The following is a 16624-nucleotide window of genomic DNA, read 5'->3' on the forward strand; positions in this document are numbered from 1 at the left end:
CCGTTCCCCCGATATGAGGGATTGCAAGGAAGCCCGCCAGTTGGCATTGCAAGGCCGCGCCGCGCGATTTTTTCCCTACCCTGCGGTGATTTGCCTCCCATGAAACCTACACTCCTTGTTCTCGCAGCCGGAATGGGCAGCCGATATGGCGGCCTCAAGCAGATGGATCCGATGGGTCCGAATGGTGAAACCGTGCTGGATTACTCCGTCTATGATGCCATCCGCGCCGGTTTCGGCCGCGTCGTTTTCATCATCCGCGAGGATTTCGCGGACGCGTTCCGCGAGGGCGTGGGTTCCCGTTTCGCCGACCGCATCCAGGTGGACTACGCGTTTCAAAAACTCACGGACCTGCCGGAGGGCTTCGAGGTTCCTGAGGGACGCACCAAGCCATGGGGCACGTCGCACGCCATCCGCGCGGCCCGCGACCTCGTGAAAGAATCCTTCGCCGTCATCAACGCGGACGATTTCTACGGAGCCGACGCTTATGTCTGTGCCGCGAATTTCCTCACCCACCCGCGCGCCGAACTCGCGCGCGCTCATTACGCGATGGTCGGCTACCCGCTCATCAACACCCTTTCCGACCACGGCGACGTGAACCGGGGCATCTGCGCCACCAATGAAGACGCTCTCCTCACCACGGTGGAGGAATACGTGAACATCGAGCGCGAGGCCGATGGCGTGGTCCGTGGAAACGCGCTGGACGGCACCCGCCGCGAGGTCAGCGAGACCTCCCCCGTGTCCATGAACTTCTGGGCGTTCAGCCATTGCTTCTTTGATTTCCTTGAACACGAGTTCACCGAATTCCTGAAGATCAACGGCAAGTTGGAGAAATCAGAGTGCTACATCCCCACCGTCGTCGACGCGCTGATCCGCGCTGGCAAGGCCGATTGCACCGTGCTTGAAACGAGCAGCCACTGGTTCGGCGTCACCTACCCGGATGACAAGCAGCATGTCGTGGCATCCATCGCACGCCTCATCGAGGCCGGAGAATACCCTGCGAATCTCTCGTAAGCATCGCCATGCACGACATCCGCGCGATTTCCGCACTGTTCGACATGCGCGCCGATTTCCTCGACGCGCAGGCATTCGGCTCGGGCCATATCAACGACACGTATTCCGCCTGGTATGACCAGGCCGGAAGGCGTGTCAGGTACATCCACCAACGGGTGAACCACCTTGTTTTCAAGGAGCCGGTGAAGGTCATGGAAAATGTCGCGCGTGTGACCCGGCATGCGTTGGACGAGTTGTTGGCGAGCGGCAATCCGGACTCCCACCGCCGGACGCTCACTTGCATTCCCGCGAAAGATGGCAAGCCGTATGCCTTCGATGCGGAAGGAAGCCTCTGGCGCACCTATCCGTTCATCGAGCGGGCGATCGGATATGATGAAATCCAGAACAACGAGCAGGCCTACGAGGCGGCGAGAGCGTTCGGGGCCTTTCAAAACCTGACCGCCGGTCTCGCGGGCGAGCGTCTGCATGAGACGATCCCGGATTTCCACCACACCCCCAGGCGTCTGGAAGCACTGGAGGCGGCCGTTCTGAATGACGCCGCGGGCCGCGCTTCTGGAGTGGCGGAGGAAATCGCCTTCGCCCGCGCCCGTGCGGCGGATTGCTCGCGTATCACGGATCTCATCGCCAGCGGCGAGATCCCCGAGCGTGTCACCCACAACGACACGAAGCTCAACAATGTCCTGCTGGACGAAACCACCGCCGAAGGCATCTGCGTCATCGATCTGGACACCACGATGCCAGGTTCCGCGCTTTATGATTTCGGCGATATGGTGCGCACCGCCGCCCCGACCACGCGGGAAGACGATCCGGATGTCACCCACATCGGCCTCCGGCTGGACCGCTTCGAGGCGCTGGTCCGGGGCTATCTTTCCACCGCCACATTCCTGAATCCGGCGGAACGGGCCAACCTGGCGTTCTCGGGCAAACTTCTCACCTTGGAATGCGGCATCCGTTTCCTGACGGATTACCTGAACGGCGACACCTATTTCAAAATCAAAAGGCCGAGGCACAACCTTGATCGTTGCCGGAACCAGTTCGCCTTCGTCCGCACGCTTGAGGAAAACATGCCAGCCATGGAAGAGATCGTTGCGAACGCCTGACAAGCCCTGATCAAATCTCACGCCGCCTCCCCACAGGCGGCGTTTTCATTTTACTCACTTTCAGCGAGATCCTGCAAATTTAGCGAAATTTGCAGCCATTGATTGCAGATATTACAGCATTCCTAAGCAATTCTTCGTAGCAGAACAAAATAATCATTTTAACAAACTCATAGCCATAAAGTTACGCGATATGTATTTGTTTGGCACACTCCTTGCGATATTCCTGATGTTCTCCGGGGGGAGAAAACAGGGACTCCGGTCCCGCTAAAACCAGTGTGTCGATCGGAACAACATTCCACCGGCACGCTGGTTTTTAAGTTTACAGGAGAGCACGCCGACCAGCACATGATTCTGGAGGAGAGAGCCGGAATCCGTTCCAGAACATCGCCTCAAATTCTTGCTGGCATCCCACCCGATTTCGCCTCTCAGTCGCGGGCATACGCCATGTTTGTCATTTCCATCCCCGCACTGAAGAGAAACACCGCCATCTTACGCCAGGTAAAGGAAGCCGCAGGCTGTCATCTGGTACTCGCACTGAAGGGATTTTCCTGTTGGAAGGCGTTTCCCCATCTGCGTGACGATCTCGACGGCTGCTGCGCTTCCGGCTTGTGGGAAGGGCTTCTTGCGCGGGATCATTTCAAGAAGCACGTCGTCACCTATTCGCCCGCCTACGACGAAAATGACATCGCGGAGCTGTGCGAATTCACCGACCATCTGGACTTCAACTCTCTCTCTCAATGGTACCGCTTCCGGGAAACCGTGATGGCGCATCCGCGTTTCACCAGTGGCGACTTGAAATGCGGATTGCGGGTGAACCCGGAATGTTCGACGGGCGAAACTCCGATTTACGATCCCTGCGTACCCGGCTCACGACTCGGCATCACTGCGGAGCAACTCGAAGGCGCGGATCTCTCCGGATTGTCAGGCCTGCACTTCCACACCCTCTGTGAGCAGAATTCGGACGATCTCGAAAAAACCCTGGCCGCGGTGGAGGAGAAATTCGGCCACCTGCTGGGGTCGGACCAGTTCACCTATCTCAACATGGGCGGCGGCCACTGGATCACCAAGCCGTTCTATGATCGCGAGCGGCTCATCCGCCTCGTGCGGGAGACCCGGGAAAAGTATGGTGTGGAGGTCTGGCTTGAGCCGGGCGAGGCGGTCGCCATCCACACGGGCGTGCTGCGCGCCACGGTCATGGACGTCTTCGAATCCGCAGGACACCGGTTGGCCATCCTCTCCATCTCCGCCACCGCCCACATGCCGGACGTGATGGAAATGCCCTATCGTCCGGATGTTTTCCTGGTCGATCCCGCACCATCGGATGCGAAGCCTGCGGTGACATTCGCAGGAGAGAACTACCATCCGGCGGGCGAGGCCGGAGAATGGCTCTATCGACTGGGTGGCCCGACCTGTCTCGCGGGCGATGTCGTGGGTGACTTTTCCTTCCCGCGCGAACTCAAGACCGGCGACACCCTGGTCTTCGATGACATGGCGCACTACACGATGGTGAAGACAACCACATTCAACGGAGTGAAACACCCGGCCATCGCGCTGCAGCACGAGGATGGCTCGCTGGAAGTCATCCGTGAGTTCGGCTATGCGGATTTCCGGGACCGGCTGGCCTGACGGACGACCACGCCACGTTCACGCCTCCGGAGTCTCTTCCCGTCTTGCGGACCATTTCAAGAGTGCGTCGAGAACGGGACAGAGGGATTGCCCCCATACGGTAAGGCTATACTCCACCTTGGGCGGAATCTCAGGATGGACCACCCGTCGGACGATACCGTCCGCCTCAAGCTGGCGGAGCTGCTGTGCGAGCATCTTTTGGGTCACCTCCGGGATCGCCCGTTCAAGTTCCGAAAAGCGCCGGACGTTTCCGCCGAAAAGCTGGAAAAGGATCAACAGCTTCCAGCGCCCTTCCAATACACGGAGCGCCTCCCCGACCGCGAGAGCAGCAGTGACGGGTGTCCACCCGGGTTCCTCACCCGCAGGTGGGTCACTTACTTTTTTGTGGGTTCTTGTCGGTTCCATGGTGTTCGTGCATGCTCGTCCGGATCGGCTCGTGCCGCCATCCCAAATTCCACAAGCAATATTCCATGAATCCGCCCGACATCATCATCCGCTATTTCAACGCCGCGAACGCTGGCAACATCGACGAGGCCTGCGACTGCTTCGCCTCCGATGCGGCCGTCAGCGACGAAGGACAAACCCACGAGGGAAACCAATCGATCCGTACATGGATCGACTCGACGACGAAGAAGTATCATCCGCAGGTCGAGATGCTCCGCATCGGAAAAAAAGACACGATCCTCTGTGTGACAGGGCTGGTATCGGGCGACTTTCCGGGCAGTCCGGCAGAGCTTGATTACCAATTCACCCTTCAAAACAACACCATTTCCAACCTGTCCATCGGATGAAAACAGCCCCACAATTTTCATGTGATCCCCGTGAATTCGCAGGCAAGCGCGTTCTGGTGACGGGAGGGACCAAAGGAGCCGGGGAGGCCATCGTGCGGCGGTTCATCGCCGCTGGTGCGCGGGTGGCGACGGCGGCACGGTCCACGCTGCCGGAAGGACTGTCTCCTGATCTCTTCATCCAAGCCGACATCGGCTCTCCGGATGGAACCGAAAAACTCTCAACCGCGTTGTTGGAGGCATATGGGGGAATCGACATCATCGTTCACAATGTCGGTGGCTCGAGCACCCCGGGTGGCGGTTTCGCCGCGATCACGGATGAGCTGTGGTCGCAGGAACTGAACCTCAACCTGCTGGCCGCGGTGCGGTTGGACCGCGCGTTGTTGCCAACGATGATCCGCCAGGGCGCGGGTGTGGTGGTCCATATTTCATCCATCCAGCGGACGCTGCCCTTGCACGAATCGACCACCGCCTATGCCGCGGCGAAGGCGGCGCTGTCCGCTTACAGCAAGGCTTTGTCGAAAGAACTCGGTCCGCAAGGGGTTCGGGTGAATTCCATCGCTCCCGGGTGGATCAATACCACCGCCGCCCAAAAGCTGGTGAAGCGCATGGCGGAACATGCCGGGACGGATGAGGAAACCGCCAGACAGGGCATCGTCGATTCTCTCGGAGGCATTCCGATCGGTCGTGCGGCCTGGCCCGAAGAGGTTGCGGAACTCGCCGCGTTTCTCGCTTCCGACCGCGCGGCATCCATCCACGGCGCGGAACTGGTGATCGACGGGGGAACGATCCCTACGCTTTGAGCGAAGCCAGCGCGCGACTGAGATCATTCGGATGACGATAACCCAGATGGTAGGCCACCGCCTTCACCTGCCAGCCTTCCTCACGGATCAGCCGCCGTGCCTCCTCGGATTTGATCCTGCGGAAATAAGCGCCGGGAGACAACCCCGTCTGCGCCCGGAAGAAACGGTGCAGGGTGCTGGGGGACATCCGGAGGTAATCGCACAACGCGGGCACCGGTGCGTGGATGGCGAGGTTTCCAGCCATCCACGCATGGGCGAGCTTCCAGCGCATCTCGTCCACCGCCGGAGCGGTCTGGCTGGATCTGGAAATCTCGATCTCCAACAACTCCCGCAAGGCGGCCAAGGCACGCGGCAATTGTCCATCGGCCAGGGCGACCTCATTCCTGCAGCGGCTGTGCAACTCTGTCAGCGCCGCCACGGAGCCTGGCCGTAGTTCCAACGCGAGATAGCCTCCCTCCTCCGGACGCAATTCAGGGAGCACCGGCCGACCCTGCCAGATCCAAACGAGGATCTCAACCGCCGTCCGCTTCAACTGCGATATGCCGAACGCGCAGTCCGGATCGAACAACATCGCCACCGGCCCCTTCACCGTATGGCTTTCGTTCCCCGTCGTGACAATTACCTCCCCCCGCAGCACCAGATAATAATTCGTCCCGAGATCATAATGGAACGCGAGCGGATCCTTCTCGAAATCGCGCTGTCCCCAGCCGAGATAGAGGAGCGGCAGTTCCTCTCCCCCACCCCAGCTCGGGCGGCCCGGCGGCGGGCTGAGGGTACCTTTCGGAATCATCATGGACGTAATAGCATTTTATGTCACCGCGCCGCGATGAGCTAGCTTTTTTCCGTATGAAAAACCGAGGGACACGAGTAATGGTATGACATCTTGAAACCCACCCGCCGTGGAAACGGCACGCATGAAAACCGCCATCACCCTCTGCCAAGTCCCGGAAGCGGCCTCCGGTCCCTTCGTCCTGCGCACTCACCTGCCGGAAGCATTCGCCACCGCCGCCGCACTCGGATTCGATGCGGTGGAACTGTTTCTGCCCGGACCCGATTTCGTTTCGGTGGATGAGGTGAAATCCCTGGCGGAAAAACACGACCTCTCGATCGCCGCCATCGGCACGGGGGCCGGCTGGCTGCGACACGGACTTTCCATCACCGATCCCTCGGCCGAAAAACGCGGAGCTGCGCTGGAGTTCATCCTTTCCATGATCCACTTCGGCGGGCAGCTCGGAGCGCCCGCCATCCTAGGGTCCATGCAGGGAAAAAAGGTGGATGATGAATCGATGGACCATTTCCTGTCCGGTCTGCACGCATGCTCGCAAGCCGCCGCCGCGCATGTGGTCCCGTTCGTCTACGAACCACTGAACCGCTATGAGACGAATCTCTTCAACCGCCTTTCGGACGCCGCGCTTTTCATTGAAACCAACGACCTGAAAAACGTGCTGCTGCTCGCCGACCTATTCCACATGAGCATCGAGGAATCAGACATCGCGGCGGCATTGTCGGATGCGGGCAGACACATCGGGCACGTTCATTTCGCGGACTCCAACAGGCAGGCGATGGGCTTCGGCCATACGAACGCGGCGGCGGTGATCTCCGCGCTGCGTGAGATCGGCTACCCCGGCTACCTGTCCGCGGAGATCCTTCCCCTGCCCGATCCGGAAACCGCCGCCCGCCAGACGATCTCCATCATCCGCGAACTGTCGGCATCATGAAAACCCGCACGCTTGGCAAGACGGGCATCGAGCTGCCGATCCTCTCCTTCGGAGCGTCGTCGCTCGGGGCGGAGTTCCGTTCCATCACTCTGGAGGAAGCCATGCTTTCGACGAAGACAGCCATCGATCTCGGCATGAACTTCATCGACACCTCGCCATTTTACGGGCGCGGCATGTCGGAAATCATGCTTGGCCTGGGCCTCAAGGGAATTCCACGCGGGAGCTATCTGTTAGGCACCAAACTGGGACGTTACTCGGACATCCACTTTGATTTCTCGGCAAGGCGTGTGGAGGAATCCGTACACGTCTCGCTGCAAAGGCTCGGCACGGATCATCTGGATATCCTTTTGCTGCATGATGTGGAATTCGTGCCCCTCGCACAAATCTGGGAGGAAACCCTGCCCGCCGTCCTGAAACTGAAGCGGCAGGGAAAGGTCCGCGCGGTGGGATTTTCCTGTTATCCGCTCAAGACCTTTCATTCGGTGCTGGATCACGTGGAGGATGAGATCGACTGCGTGCTTTCCTATAATCGACACACCTTGCAGAACACGTCATTTGCGGAAGATCTGCTCCCGCGCCTGGAGGCGAAATCCATCGGCGCGATGAATGCCGGTCCGTTCTCGGCGAGGCTTCTGACGAATGCCGAGTTGCCCGCATGGCTGAAGGAGCCGGAGGAAGTGAAGGCCGCCGCACGGGCCGCCGCGAAGCTCTGCGCCGGCCGCGGTGTGGATCTCGCGCAACTGGCGCTCCAGTTTTCCTGCGAGCATCCTGGTCTGGCGACCACCATCGCCGGTTCCGCGAATCCGGCCAACATCCGCAAGTGGGCGGAATGGCTCGAACAACCCATCGACCGCGAACTGCTGGCCGACGTGCTCGCCATTTTCTCCCCGGTCAGGAACATCGGCCACACCGAGGGCCTTCCGGAAAACAACTGATGCAAGCCATCCAATTCACCGCGCCTCGGGAGATCAATCTGGTCGATCTGGAGGAACCCGCCGTCCCGAAACCGGGCGAGGCTCTCGTCCGCACGCACCGCATGGGCATCTGCGGCACGGACCTCGCATGTTACCTCGGAAAATTTCCCTTCTTCGCCTATCCCCGCACACCGGGCCATGAACTCGGACTGGAAGTCGTGGCGGTGGCGGAGGACGTGACGAATGTGAAACCCGGCGACAAGTGCTCGCTGGAACCTTATGTGAATGATCCGGACTCCGCCACCTCGCTCAAGGGAGCACAGAATTGCTGCCCCGGCGTTCAGGTCATCGGCGTCCACAACAATGGCGGCCTGCGCAAGGGAGTCTTCGCTGTGCCCGCCCGCAAGCTGCATCCGGGCAACGATCTCACCTACGACCAGCTCGCGCTCGTGGAAACACTGGCCATCGGCTATCATGCGGTGCAACGCGGGAACCCCGCGGTGGGAGAAACCGTGCTCGTCATCGGGGCGGGCCCCATCGGCCTCGCTTGCCTGGAGTTTTTAAAACTGATGGAGGTGACGACCATCGTCATGGACATGGTGGAAAGCCGGCTGGATTTCTGTCGGGAAAATCTCGGCATCCGCCACGCCATTCCATTCAAGGCGGATGGCTCGCATCTGGCGGAATTGGAAAACCTGACCGATGGCCGGCTCGCCGATGTCATCATCGATGCCACGGGAAACCCGGTGTCCATGTCCACCTGCTTCAACTATGCCGCCTTCACCGGCCGTGTGGTTTACGTCGGCATCACCACCTCGGAACTCACGTTCCCGCACGCGCCGGTTTTCCACCGCCGCGAGCTGACCCTCATGGCCTCGCGGAACGCCATGCCGGAGGATTTCCGCCATATCATCCGGCTCATCCGCGAGGGAAAGATCGATACCGACGCATGGATCACCCACCGGATTTCCTTCGATGAAGTGCCTTCGAAGTTCGCGGATTTCACCGATCCGTCGCTTGGCGCGATCAAGGCGGTCATCGAAGTCCGATAACCCGTTTGGTCCCTTCCACCTGTCCGCACCGCCGGATAAAACCCTTCCGAACCATTCATGAAAACCTGCCCCAAATATACCTTCGGCGTCGGCGATCGCTTCGCCAACGGCGCACATGCCCAACTCGCCGCCTTCATCGAGGCGAAGAAACTCGGCATCGACATCGTCCCAGTATGGAACAAGTCGAACCGCGAGCACAACATCATCGGCTCCGAGCCGGTCCAGACGCGCGAGGCGGCGGACAAGGCGGTGGCGGATCTCGGATGGACGGATGAATACCTCCTGGATGCGGACCACATCAACCTGACCACCGTGGACCGCTTCGTCGCGCCCTGCGATTTCTTCACGCTCGATGTGGCGGAAGACATCGGGGAAGCCGCCGATCCCTCGGACGTGGCGGCCTTCATCGCGAAGCACCCGGAACTCATCGGCACCGTCGCCATCGAGGGCATCGACACTCCGTTTGAAATCACCCGTGCGGACGTGGAGAAGACCGCCAACCAGTTCCTCAAGGCCACCCAGAAGGCCGCTGCGATCTATCAGCACATCGTCGCGGCGAAAGGCGGGGTGGACAACTTCGTGACCGAGGTTTCCATGGACGAGACCGACAGCCCGCAGACTCCGCCCGAGCTGTTGATCATCCTCGCCGCCATCGCCGACCAGGGTGTGCCGATCCAGACCATCGCTCCGAAGTTCACCGGACGCTTCAACAAGGGAGTTGATTATGTGGGCGATCCCGCACAGTTCGAAAAGGAGTTCAACGACGACCTCGCCGTCATCGCCCACGCCATCAGGACCTATGGACTGCCAGCCGGGCTGAAGCTCTCCGTGCACTCGGGGTCGGACAAGTTTTCCATCTATCCGATCATCAGGAAAGCCATCCAGCGCACCGGAGCCGGGCTGCACATCAAGACGGCGGGCACGAACTGGCTGGAGGAAATCATCGGTCTGGCGGAGGCCGGTGGTGCCGGACTCGCGCTGGCGAAGACGATTTATGCGAAAGCGTTGGAGAAAAAAGCCGCCCTTTGCGAACCCTACGCCACCGTCATCGACATCAATGACGCCAACCTCCCGTCCGCCACGGAAGTGGAAGGCTGGAGCAGCACCCGTTTCACCGACGCACTGCGTCATGATCCCTCGAACCCCGGTTACAACGCGGACCTCCGGCAGCTTCTGCACGTCGGTTTCAAGATCGCCGCCCAGCTCGGACCGGAATACATCCAGGCCTTGCACGACAACTCGGCCGTTGTTGCGAAAAATGTGACGGGAAACCTGTTGGAACGTCACATGAAGCCGCTTTTCCTGTGACAGGAAGCCACAAGGGCCGCAAATGTTCGGGAAGAAGACCGCCAAGGATTCCTGTTATTCCCGGTTCTGTTTGACAAGTGCGGGTAATGGCTTCTCATAGCCAAAGCCCGGCCCTAACAATGACCACCAACACCGCTTCTTCTCAGGACCACACGCCCGTTCAAACCGAGGTCCTTGTCGTCGATGACGACAAGCATACGCGTGATATCCTCCGCCTGATGCTCATCTCCCAGGGCTTCGCCGTTGAAATGGCGGAGAATGGGGCCGAAGCGCTCAAGCGGCTCGAATCACGTGACTTCGGCCTGGTGATCACGGATCTGTTCATGCCGGAGAAGGATGGAATCGAGACCATCCGCGAAATCCATGCCAAACGTCCTGAGCTGAAAATCATCGCGATCTCCGGAGGAGTGGGCGGGATCGGCAGGGACTGCCTCACCGTCACCAAGTATCTCGGAGCATCCGCCACCTTGAAAAAGCCTTTCGATCATGACACCCTGGCTGAGACCATCAAGACGGTCCTGACAACCGGCAAATGAGCCTGCGGCCGGTCCATCCGACCGGGGCAGGCCCGTTGAAAGATCGTTTCCGGATCCACCCGCATCAATTCCTCGCCCGTCCGGAAGGAACGTCCACTCCTTGTTTTCCGCATGATCGACTCGCACCACCACCTCTGGAGCTACTCCGCCGGGGAATACCCGTGGATTCCTCCCGGCTCGCCTCTGGCGAACGACCATCTCCTCACGGAGTTGGAACAAGCCACGGCCTCCGCAGGGGTGGATGCCACCGTGGTGGTGCAGGCGCGGCAGGTGGTGGAGGAGTCGCACCGGCTGCTTTCCCTGGCGGACCGGTCGGAACTCATCGCCGGGGTTGTCGGCTGGGTTCCTCTTGTGGATGAAAATGTCGCCGAGCCGCTCGCCCGCCTCGCGGCACATGACAAGTTCAAGGGCGTGCGACATGTTCTGCAGGATGAACCGGATGACTATTTCCTGCGGGACGATTTTCATCGCGGCCTGTCGCTGCTTCCCGATCTGGACCTGCGCTACGACCTGCTGGTTTACCAAAACCAGCTCCCGGCCTCCATCCGGCTGGTGGATCGCCAGCCGGACCTGGGCATCATCATCGATCACATCGCCAAACCCCGGATCCTCAAAGGCAGGATCGATCCCGCTTGGAAAGCAGGCATGACGGAGCTTGCCAAACGCGAGAACATCCTTGGCGTTAAAATCTCGGGCATGGTGACGGAAGTGTCGGACCCGGAGATCGATGAAGACACGCTGCGCGCCTACTTCGAGGAAACCCTCCGGATCTTCGGCGTGGACCGCCTGATGTTCGGCACGGACTGGCCGGTGTGCCTGCTTCGTGTGGATTCCTGCCAAACGTGGACGGAAATGTTCCGCCGTTTCACCGCCTCCTTGAGCAGTGATGAAAAAGCCGCCGTCGGGCATGACAATGCCGCGCGGATCTATGGTCTTTAAATCCTGCACTTTCCAAAGGACACCGCCATTTCCATTGTCATCCCGAGAATTTCCTTCAACTTCGAAACCCATCCCATGATTGACCGCATCCTCGCCAAACGCATTGTTCCCGTCGTTGTTCTCGACCGTGTCGAATCCGCCGAGCCGCTTGCGGAGGCGCTGTTGGAGGGGGGGCTCGACATCATGGAAATCACGTTCAGGACGGCGGCGGCGGAGGAGTCCATCCGGCGCATCGCCGCGCGGTTTCCGGAGATCCTGTTAGGGGCCGGAACATTGCTTGAAAAGGAACAGGTCCGGCGTGCCCGCGACGCGGGTGCCGTGTTCGGCCTGGCACCGGGCCTGAACCCGGCCATCATCGCCTCGGCGAAGGAGATCGGCCTGCAATTCTCCCCCGGGGTCATGACTCCCAGCGATGTGGAACAGGCGCTGTCGCTCGGTTGCGAACTGTTGAAATTTTTCCCGGCGGAGGTCGCGGGCGGTGTGGACATGCTCAAGGCCCTCGCCGGTCCATACGGTCATACAGGTGTCCGGTTCATCCCGACCGGTGGCGTGTCTTCCGGCAATCTGTCGGCCTATCTCAAGCTGCCTGTCGTCGCCGCCATCGGCGGTTCGTGGATGGTGGACAAGCAGTTGGTGAACGATGGGAAGTGGGCGGAAATCACTCGCATCACACGCGAGGCTCTTGCCGCCGCCGCGGAAGCCCGCTAACACCGTTCCCATGATCGCAGGAATCGAACTGGGCGGGACGAAGACCGTCGTCGCCATTGGCACGCCTGAAGGGAAGGTCGTGGAAGAGTTCCGCTTCCCCACAACCCACCCGGAAGAGACGCTTGCCGTTGCGGCGGAATGGCTGCGCGCGAGAGGCACTCCGGGGGACATCTGCATCGCCGCATTCGGTCCGGTGGGGGTGGTGAAAGGGCGGGAGAATTATGGAAAAATCCTCGCGACACCGAAGGCCGGTTGGTCGGACTTCTCGCTGACAGGCGCGCTGGCGGAAGTATTTCCCGAGGCCCGCTACTCCATCGACACCGACGTGAACGCGGCCGCCCTGGCGGAAGCACGGATCGGCGCGGCGGCCGGGCTGGATGACGTCGCCTACATCACCATCGGCACCGGCATCGGAGCGGGGATCCTGTCCGGAGGACATCTGATCCACGGTTCACTTCATCCTGAGACGGGTCACCTGAAGGTGCCGCGTCATCCCGAGGACACGTTCAAAGGCGTATGCCCGTTTCATGCGGACTGTCTGGAGGGCTTGGCAAGCGGCCCGGCCATCGCGGCCCGGTGGGGGAAACCGGCTGATGAACTGCCGGTCGGCCATCCCGCCTGGGACATGCAGGCGTGGTACCTCGCGCATGGGATCCTTTCCTTGCTTGCCATCGTTTCTCCGGAGAAGGTCATCGTCGGCGGAGGGGTCTCCCAGGTGGCGGGATTGCATGAAAAGATCAACAGGCTGCTTGTGGAAATCGGCGCGGGGTATTTCCCCGTTCTGTTGACCGATGGTGACTACGTCGTCCCGCCCGCCCTCGGCCAGGAAGCGGGAATATGCGGGGCGTTTCTGCTGACGGGTTCTTGAACGGGTGCGGTTTTGCCTTGTGATCGCGCCCCCGATCCAGTGACAGCCACAAGCATGGAGGAGGAAACGAAAAAGCCCGCCATCCGCAGGGATGACGGGCTTTGGAGATTCACCGGTGCGTTTTAGCAACCGCAGCCGCCGCCACCGTGGCCACCGCAGCAACCGCCGCCGGATTCCACGAGGTCGTCAGCCGTTGGCACGCGGCCGTTTTCGATGGTGCTGCTCACGTACTTGCCGATTTCCTTCTGGAGGCCTTCCAGTTCGCGCTGGGCGGTAAGGAAATCACGGGCGATTTCATTGGCGAACAAAGCGTCACGGGCCGCCTCGAACTCGCGGATTTCAACAGCGCCCAGCTCGATGCCGGCGTGTTGCTTGTGGTGGAGTTCCTCGCCGCGCTCATGCACGCTCTGGTATTGGAGGCGGGCCGCGTCGTCGCCCAGGAAGCGCTCGACCTGGGCCTGAAGCTTGAGAAAGGTAGGATCACTGACGATTTGCGCGCACAGTTCCTTGGTTTTGGAGATGACTTGTGAGTCTTCGGCAACAATGGACATGCCGCTCAATACGCCTGTAAAACCGGACTGGCAACGGAAATAAAAACGGGGGCCGGTCGATCCGCCGGCGTCCTTCAAAACACGGTGCTCCTCAAAAAGCGTGACAGCGGGCGGAAGCCCGGTTTTCGTAATGCAACTCACTTCCCCATGGCCATCGACCCACTCAAAGACGGCATCCGTTCCAACGTCCGGATCGATTTCTACGGCCACGTCCACAAGCGCCTGCGGGGCACGGATGCGGACAAGCGCTACGCCATGGAGGTCTCCGTCCTGAAGGTGTTGGAAGAACGCGGCTGCCCGTATGTCCCACGCCTGCTGGAAGAACATCCGGAGGAGCTTTATTTCGTCTCCACGAACTGCGGGAAGCCCGCGTCCATGATTACCAAGGAGAAGGCCAACCAGCTTTTCGCGAAACTGGAGCGCGAGTATGGCGTGCGCCATCTCGACGCGGAGCCCCGGAACATCACCTACTCCGACAAGCTCGGTTGCTTCTGCATCATCGACTTCGAGCTGGCGGAGGTGCTTCCACCACCGCCGGAGCTCGGCACTCCCTCACCCAAAAATCCCGAACACCCATAAACCCAACCCATCATTCGTGACGGAATCCGCCATTTTTCACTGGGCGTCGCTGACCCACAGCGGCTCCCGGAAACCCCGCAATGACGATTCGCTCATCGCCTTCGCCTCCGGAGCGCTCGGTGCGGAAACATTACCCGCCGAGGGCAGCCTGCCCCTTGCCCAGCATGATCTCGTCTTCGCCGTTTCCGACGGCATGGGCGGAGGAAATGCCGGTGACATCGCGTCCTCAACCATCGTCACCCAGATGGCGGAGATCATCCCGGAAACGTTCAAGGCGGCTGCCGCGGGCTTTTTCCCCGATTCCATCAGCCACCTTGGAGACGCATTGCGCAGCATCCACGAACAGATCAACGCCGCCGCCAATGGTTGCCCGGACAAGAGTGGCATGGCCGCCACGCTGGCGCTCACCTGGTTCACTCCGGAAAACCTCTACCTCGCCAATGCAGGGGATTCGCGCATCTACCGCTCGCGCGGTGGCGTGCTGGAGCAGCTCAGCCGAGACCACACCGCCGCCTGGGGGCAGTGGAAACGGGGGGAGATCAGCGAGATCCAATACCGGAACCACCCCCGCCGCGCCGCGCTCTATGAAGTCGTCGGCGGGGGCCATGCCCGGGTGAATCCCCACTTCGCCGCCGTATCCTACGAACCGGGCGACTGTTTCCTCGTCTGCTCGGACGGCCTCATCGACGGTTTGTGGGAACGCCACATTTCGGAAGCCCTCGCCGGTTGCACGGATTGTCCGATGGCCACCGCCGAAAAACTCCTGAAACGCGCCGTGGACAACTCGGGTATCGACGACACGAGCCTGATCGTGATCTCGGTGATCGCCTGAAACACCCCCACCCTCCTCCCCCCGGCCTCCCGCAGCACTTTTTGCGGCAATCAACTTTTTGGCTTTCCTATTCCTTGGTTGGGTGGAGGATCAGACAAAACATTTCTAACAGAAACTGATGCGTGGTTTTCTTCAGATCCGCCCCACCTTCTCCCTAGAATTTCCATGAAATTACTTCAAACCCTCCTCCTGCCCTCCCTCGAATGGAAAAACGACCACGGGCGGCTCGCTCCGGCTGACGCCGAACTGGTGTTTGCTTTTGGAATCCGCGAAATCATCGAGTCTCCCGATATTTATCAGGAGCTGAAAAAACGATTTCCTGCCGCCCACATCGCCCTCGCCTCGACCTCCGGCAACCTGGCGGACCAGATCATCGATGACAGCGGAGTGCTCTGCACCGCTCTCCGCATGGAAAAGTCCCGCACCCGTGCGGAGGTTGCGAATCTATCATCCCACCCGGACCTCGAAACCTTGTGCGCCCACCTCGCCGACGTGCTCGCGGCGGACGATCTCCGTCACGTATTCGTGCTTTCGGACGGCAGTTCCGTCAACGGCACGGAATTGAGCAACACATTCAACAGCAAGCTTCCACCTCAGGTGACACTCAGCGGCGGTCTGGCCGGAGACGGCACCGCCTTCAGCAAGACCGTCGTGGGCCTGGACAGCGTCCCCACGACCGGAACTATCGTCGCCATCGGGTTTTACGGAAATGTGGAACTGGCCTTCGGCAGCGCGGGCGGCTGGAGCGGATTCGGCCCGGAACGCCTGGTCACCCGGTCCGAGGGCAACTGCCTCCACGAGTTGGACGGGCAGCCGGCACTCCATCTTTACAAAACCTACCTTGGCAGCCAGGCAGCCGGCCTGCCAGCCTCCGCCCTGAGGTTCCCCCTCCGGGTGTCGCAGGGAGAAAACACCCCCTTCATCGTCAGGACCATCCTCTCGATCGATGAGGATGCGAACACCATGACTTTCGCCGGTGACGTCCCGGAAGGGGCCAAGGTCCAGCTCATGCGGGCGTCCTATGAGGATCTCATCGATGGCGCGCAATCGGCGGCGGAACAAGCGGAACTGCCCGGAGCGGAACTGGTGCTCTGCGTCAGCTGCGTCGGCCGGAGGATCGTGCTGGGCCAGCGCACCGAGGAGGAACTCGAGAGCGTGCGGGCGGCCTTCGGGGACTCTCCGGTGATCGGCGGATTCTATTCCTACGGCGAACTGGCCCCCTCCGGGCATCAACTGGAAAGCCAGCTCCACAATCAAACCATGACCATCACCAGTTTCCGGGAAGTCTGAT

19 protein-coding genes are annotated in these 16624 nt (G+C 60.6%); 16 read left to right on the plus strand and 3 right to left on the minus strand.

The window, feature by feature from the left end; genetic code table 11:
- Positions 1 to 99 precede the first annotated feature (99 nt).
- The 3 genes from JIN84_RS19095 to nspC all read left to right on the plus strand — a co-directional run bounded on the left by JIN84_RS19095 (position 100) and on the right by nspC (position 3737).
- A complete protein-coding gene (locus JIN84_RS19095) occupies positions 100 to 1011 on the plus strand; it encodes a nucleotidyltransferase family protein (RefSeq protein WP_234043571.1) in 912 nt (303 codons plus the stop codon).
- An 8-nt stretch (positions 1012 to 1019) separates the two neighbouring features.
- Positions 1020 to 2111: a phosphotransferase enzyme family protein gene (locus JIN84_RS19100; RefSeq protein WP_200352666.1), complete on the plus strand. Its 1092-nt coding sequence runs from the start codon at positions 1020 to 1022 to the stop codon at positions 2109 to 2111.
- Between the two features lie 444 nt (positions 2112 to 2555).
- Positions 2556 to 3737, plus strand: a complete 1182-nt coding sequence (gene nspC, locus JIN84_RS19105) for a carboxynorspermidine decarboxylase (RefSeq protein WP_200352667.1) — start codon at positions 2556 to 2558, stop codon at positions 3735 to 3737.
- A gap of 18 nt (positions 3738 to 3755) precedes the next feature.
- On the opposite strand, the gene JIN84_RS19110 is transcribed toward nspC, so the two are convergent.
- A complete protein-coding gene (locus tag JIN84_RS19110) occupies positions 3756 to 4142 on the minus strand; it encodes a winged helix-turn-helix transcriptional regulator (protein ID WP_200352668.1) in 387 nt (128 codons plus the stop codon).
- A 65-nt stretch (positions 4143 to 4207) separates the two neighbouring features.
- Between JIN84_RS19110 and JIN84_RS19115 the strand changes: the two genes are divergently transcribed.
- Positions 4208 to 4528, plus strand: coding sequence for a nuclear transport factor 2 family protein (locus JIN84_RS19115; protein WP_200352669.1), 321 nt, complete (start codon positions 4208 to 4210; stop codon positions 4526 to 4528).
- On the plus strand, positions 4525 to 5328 hold the full coding sequence (locus tag JIN84_RS19120) for an SDR family oxidoreductase (protein WP_200352670.1): 804 nt from the start codon (positions 4525 to 4527) through the stop codon (positions 5326 to 5328). The genes JIN84_RS19115 and JIN84_RS19120 overlap by 4 nt, the downstream gene beginning before the upstream one ends.
- Here the strand turns inward: JIN84_RS19120 and JIN84_RS19125 are convergent.
- Positions 5318 to 6121, minus strand: a complete 804-nt coding sequence (locus tag JIN84_RS19125) for a helix-turn-helix transcriptional regulator (protein ID WP_200352671.1) — start codon at positions 6119 to 6121, stop codon at positions 5318 to 5320. The genes JIN84_RS19120 and JIN84_RS19125 overlap by 11 nt on opposite strands.
- Positions 6122 to 6242: 121 nt before the next feature.
- Here JIN84_RS19125 and JIN84_RS19130 point away from each other — a divergent pair, with 121 nt between their 5' ends.
- The 8 genes from JIN84_RS19130 to JIN84_RS19165 all read left to right on the plus strand — a co-directional run bounded on the left by JIN84_RS19130 (position 6243) and on the right by JIN84_RS19165 (position 13371).
- Complete coding sequence (locus tag JIN84_RS19130; RefSeq protein WP_200352672.1) at positions 6243 to 7046, plus strand: sugar phosphate isomerase/epimerase family protein; 804 nt, start codon at positions 6243 to 6245, stop codon at positions 7044 to 7046.
- Entirely contained in the window at positions 7043 to 7981 is a 939-nt protein-coding gene (locus tag JIN84_RS19135) for an aldo/keto reductase (protein WP_200352673.1), read from the plus strand. Before JIN84_RS19130 ends, JIN84_RS19135 begins: the two co-directional genes overlap by 4 nt.
- On the plus strand, positions 7981 to 9012 hold the full coding sequence (locus tag JIN84_RS19140; RefSeq protein WP_200352674.1) for a zinc-binding alcohol dehydrogenase family protein: 1032 nt from the start codon (positions 7981 to 7983) through the stop codon (positions 9010 to 9012). The genes JIN84_RS19135 and JIN84_RS19140 overlap by 1 nt, the downstream gene beginning before the upstream one ends.
- Positions 9013 to 9069: 57 nt before the next feature.
- Complete coding sequence (locus tag JIN84_RS19145; RefSeq protein WP_200352675.1) at positions 9070 to 10320, plus strand: tagaturonate epimerase family protein; 1251 nt, start codon at positions 9070 to 9072, stop codon at positions 10318 to 10320.
- A 119-nt stretch (positions 10321 to 10439) separates the two neighbouring features.
- A complete protein-coding gene (locus tag JIN84_RS19150; protein WP_200352676.1) occupies positions 10440 to 10856 on the plus strand; it encodes a response regulator in 417 nt (138 codons plus the stop codon).
- A gap of 111 nt (positions 10857 to 10967) precedes the next feature.
- Entirely contained in the window at positions 10968 to 11795 is an 828-nt protein-coding gene (locus tag JIN84_RS19155; protein WP_200352677.1) for an amidohydrolase family protein, read from the plus strand.
- Between the two features lie 75 nt (positions 11796 to 11870).
- Positions 11871 to 12503 carry a bifunctional 4-hydroxy-2-oxoglutarate aldolase/2-dehydro-3-deoxy-phosphogluconate aldolase gene (gene eda, locus JIN84_RS19160; RefSeq protein ID WP_200352678.1) on the plus strand — a complete coding sequence of 211 codons (633 nt, stop codon included), beginning with the start codon at positions 11871 to 11873 and terminating at the stop codon, positions 12501 to 12503.
- Between the two features lie 10 nt (positions 12504 to 12513).
- Positions 12514 to 13371: an ROK family protein gene (locus tag JIN84_RS19165; RefSeq protein ID WP_200352679.1), complete on the plus strand. Its 858-nt coding sequence runs from the start codon at positions 12514 to 12516 to the stop codon at positions 13369 to 13371.
- Between the two features lie 122 nt (positions 13372 to 13493).
- Here JIN84_RS19165 and JIN84_RS19170 read toward each other — a convergent pair whose 3' ends face one another.
- Entirely contained in the window at positions 13494 to 13922 is a 429-nt protein-coding gene (locus JIN84_RS19170; protein WP_200352680.1) for a YlbF/YmcA family competence regulator, read from the minus strand.
- Between the two features lie 147 nt (positions 13923 to 14069).
- Here JIN84_RS19170 and JIN84_RS19175 point away from each other — a divergent pair, with 147 nt between their 5' ends.
- From JIN84_RS19175 to JIN84_RS19185, 3 genes are all read left to right on the plus strand, one after another.
- Positions 14070 to 14501 carry a protein kinase family protein gene (locus JIN84_RS19175; protein ID WP_234043572.1) on the plus strand — a complete coding sequence of 144 codons (432 nt, stop codon included), beginning with the start codon at positions 14070 to 14072 and terminating at the stop codon, positions 14499 to 14501.
- Between the two features lie 16 nt (positions 14502 to 14517).
- Positions 14518 to 15333, plus strand: a complete 816-nt coding sequence (locus JIN84_RS19180; RefSeq protein ID WP_200352681.1) for a PP2C family protein-serine/threonine phosphatase — start codon at positions 14518 to 14520, stop codon at positions 15331 to 15333.
- 165 nt (positions 15334 to 15498) lie between these two features.
- Positions 15499 to 16623, plus strand: coding sequence for an FIST signal transduction protein (locus JIN84_RS19185; protein WP_200352682.1), 1125 nt, complete (start codon positions 15499 to 15501; stop codon positions 16621 to 16623).
- The last annotated feature ends 1 nt before the right edge of the window (position 16624 follow it).

This window comes from Luteolibacter yonseiensis (assembly GCF_016595465.1).
Taxonomy (GTDB): domain Bacteria; phylum Verrucomicrobiota; class Verrucomicrobiia; order Verrucomicrobiales; family Akkermansiaceae; genus Luteolibacter; species Luteolibacter yonseiensis.

What these genes read in the sequence shown, in the direction of transcription:
- JIN84_RS19095 (WP_234043571.1), top strand. Translation starts at nt 100, where the DNA reads ATGAAACCTACACTCCTTGTTCTCGCAGCCGGAATGGGCAGCCGATAT.
- JIN84_RS19155 (WP_200352677.1), top strand. Translation starts at nt 10,968, where the DNA reads ATGATCGACTCGCACCACCACCTCTGGAGCTACTCCGCCGGGGAATAC.
- JIN84_RS19185 (WP_200352682.1), top strand. Translation starts at nt 15,499, where the DNA reads ATGAAATTACTTCAAACCCTCCTCCTGCCCTCCCTCGAATGGAAAAAC.
- JIN84_RS19140 (WP_200352674.1), top strand. Translation starts at nt 7,981, where the DNA reads ATGCAAGCCATCCAATTCACCGCGCCTCGGGAGATCAATCTGGTCGAT.
- JIN84_RS19145 (WP_200352675.1), top strand. Translation starts at nt 9,070, where the DNA reads ATGAAAACCTGCCCCAAATATACCTTCGGCGTCGGCGATCGCTTCGCC.
- JIN84_RS19150 (WP_200352676.1), top strand. Translation starts at nt 10,440, where the DNA reads ATGACCACCAACACCGCTTCTTCTCAGGACCACACGCCCGTTCAAACC.
- JIN84_RS19100 (WP_200352666.1), top strand. Translation starts at nt 1,020, where the DNA reads ATGCACGACATCCGCGCGATTTCCGCACTGTTCGACATGCGCGCCGAT.
- nspC (WP_200352667.1), top strand. Translation starts at nt 2,556, where the DNA reads ATGTTTGTCATTTCCATCCCCGCACTGAAGAGAAACACCGCCATCTTA.
- JIN84_RS19165 (WP_200352679.1), top strand. Translation starts at nt 12,514, where the DNA reads ATGATCGCAGGAATCGAACTGGGCGGGACGAAGACCGTCGTCGCCATT.
- JIN84_RS19120 (WP_200352670.1), top strand. Translation starts at nt 4,525, where the DNA reads ATGAAAACAGCCCCACAATTTTCATGTGATCCCCGTGAATTCGCAGGC.
- JIN84_RS19115 (WP_200352669.1), top strand. Translation starts at nt 4,208, where the DNA reads ATGAATCCGCCCGACATCATCATCCGCTATTTCAACGCCGCGAACGCT.
- eda (WP_200352678.1), top strand. Translation starts at nt 11,871, where the DNA reads ATGATTGACCGCATCCTCGCCAAACGCATTGTTCCCGTCGTTGTTCTC.
- JIN84_RS19175 (WP_234043572.1), top strand. Translation starts at nt 14,070, where the DNA reads ATGGCCATCGACCCACTCAAAGACGGCATCCGTTCCAACGTCCGGATC.
- JIN84_RS19110 (WP_200352668.1), bottom strand. Translation starts at nt 4,142, where the DNA reads ATGGAACCGACAAGAACCCACAAAAAAGTAAGTGACCCACCTGCGGGT.
- JIN84_RS19125 (WP_200352671.1), bottom strand. Translation starts at nt 6,121, where the DNA reads ATGATGATTCCGAAAGGTACCCTCAGCCCGCCGCCGGGCCGCCCGAGC.
- JIN84_RS19130 (WP_200352672.1), top strand. Translation starts at nt 6,243, where the DNA reads ATGAAAACCGCCATCACCCTCTGCCAAGTCCCGGAAGCGGCCTCCGGT.
- JIN84_RS19135 (WP_200352673.1), top strand. Translation starts at nt 7,043, where the DNA reads ATGAAAACCCGCACGCTTGGCAAGACGGGCATCGAGCTGCCGATCCTC.
- JIN84_RS19170 (WP_200352680.1), bottom strand. Translation starts at nt 13,922, where the DNA reads ATGTCCATTGTTGCCGAAGACTCACAAGTCATCTCCAAAACCAAGGAA.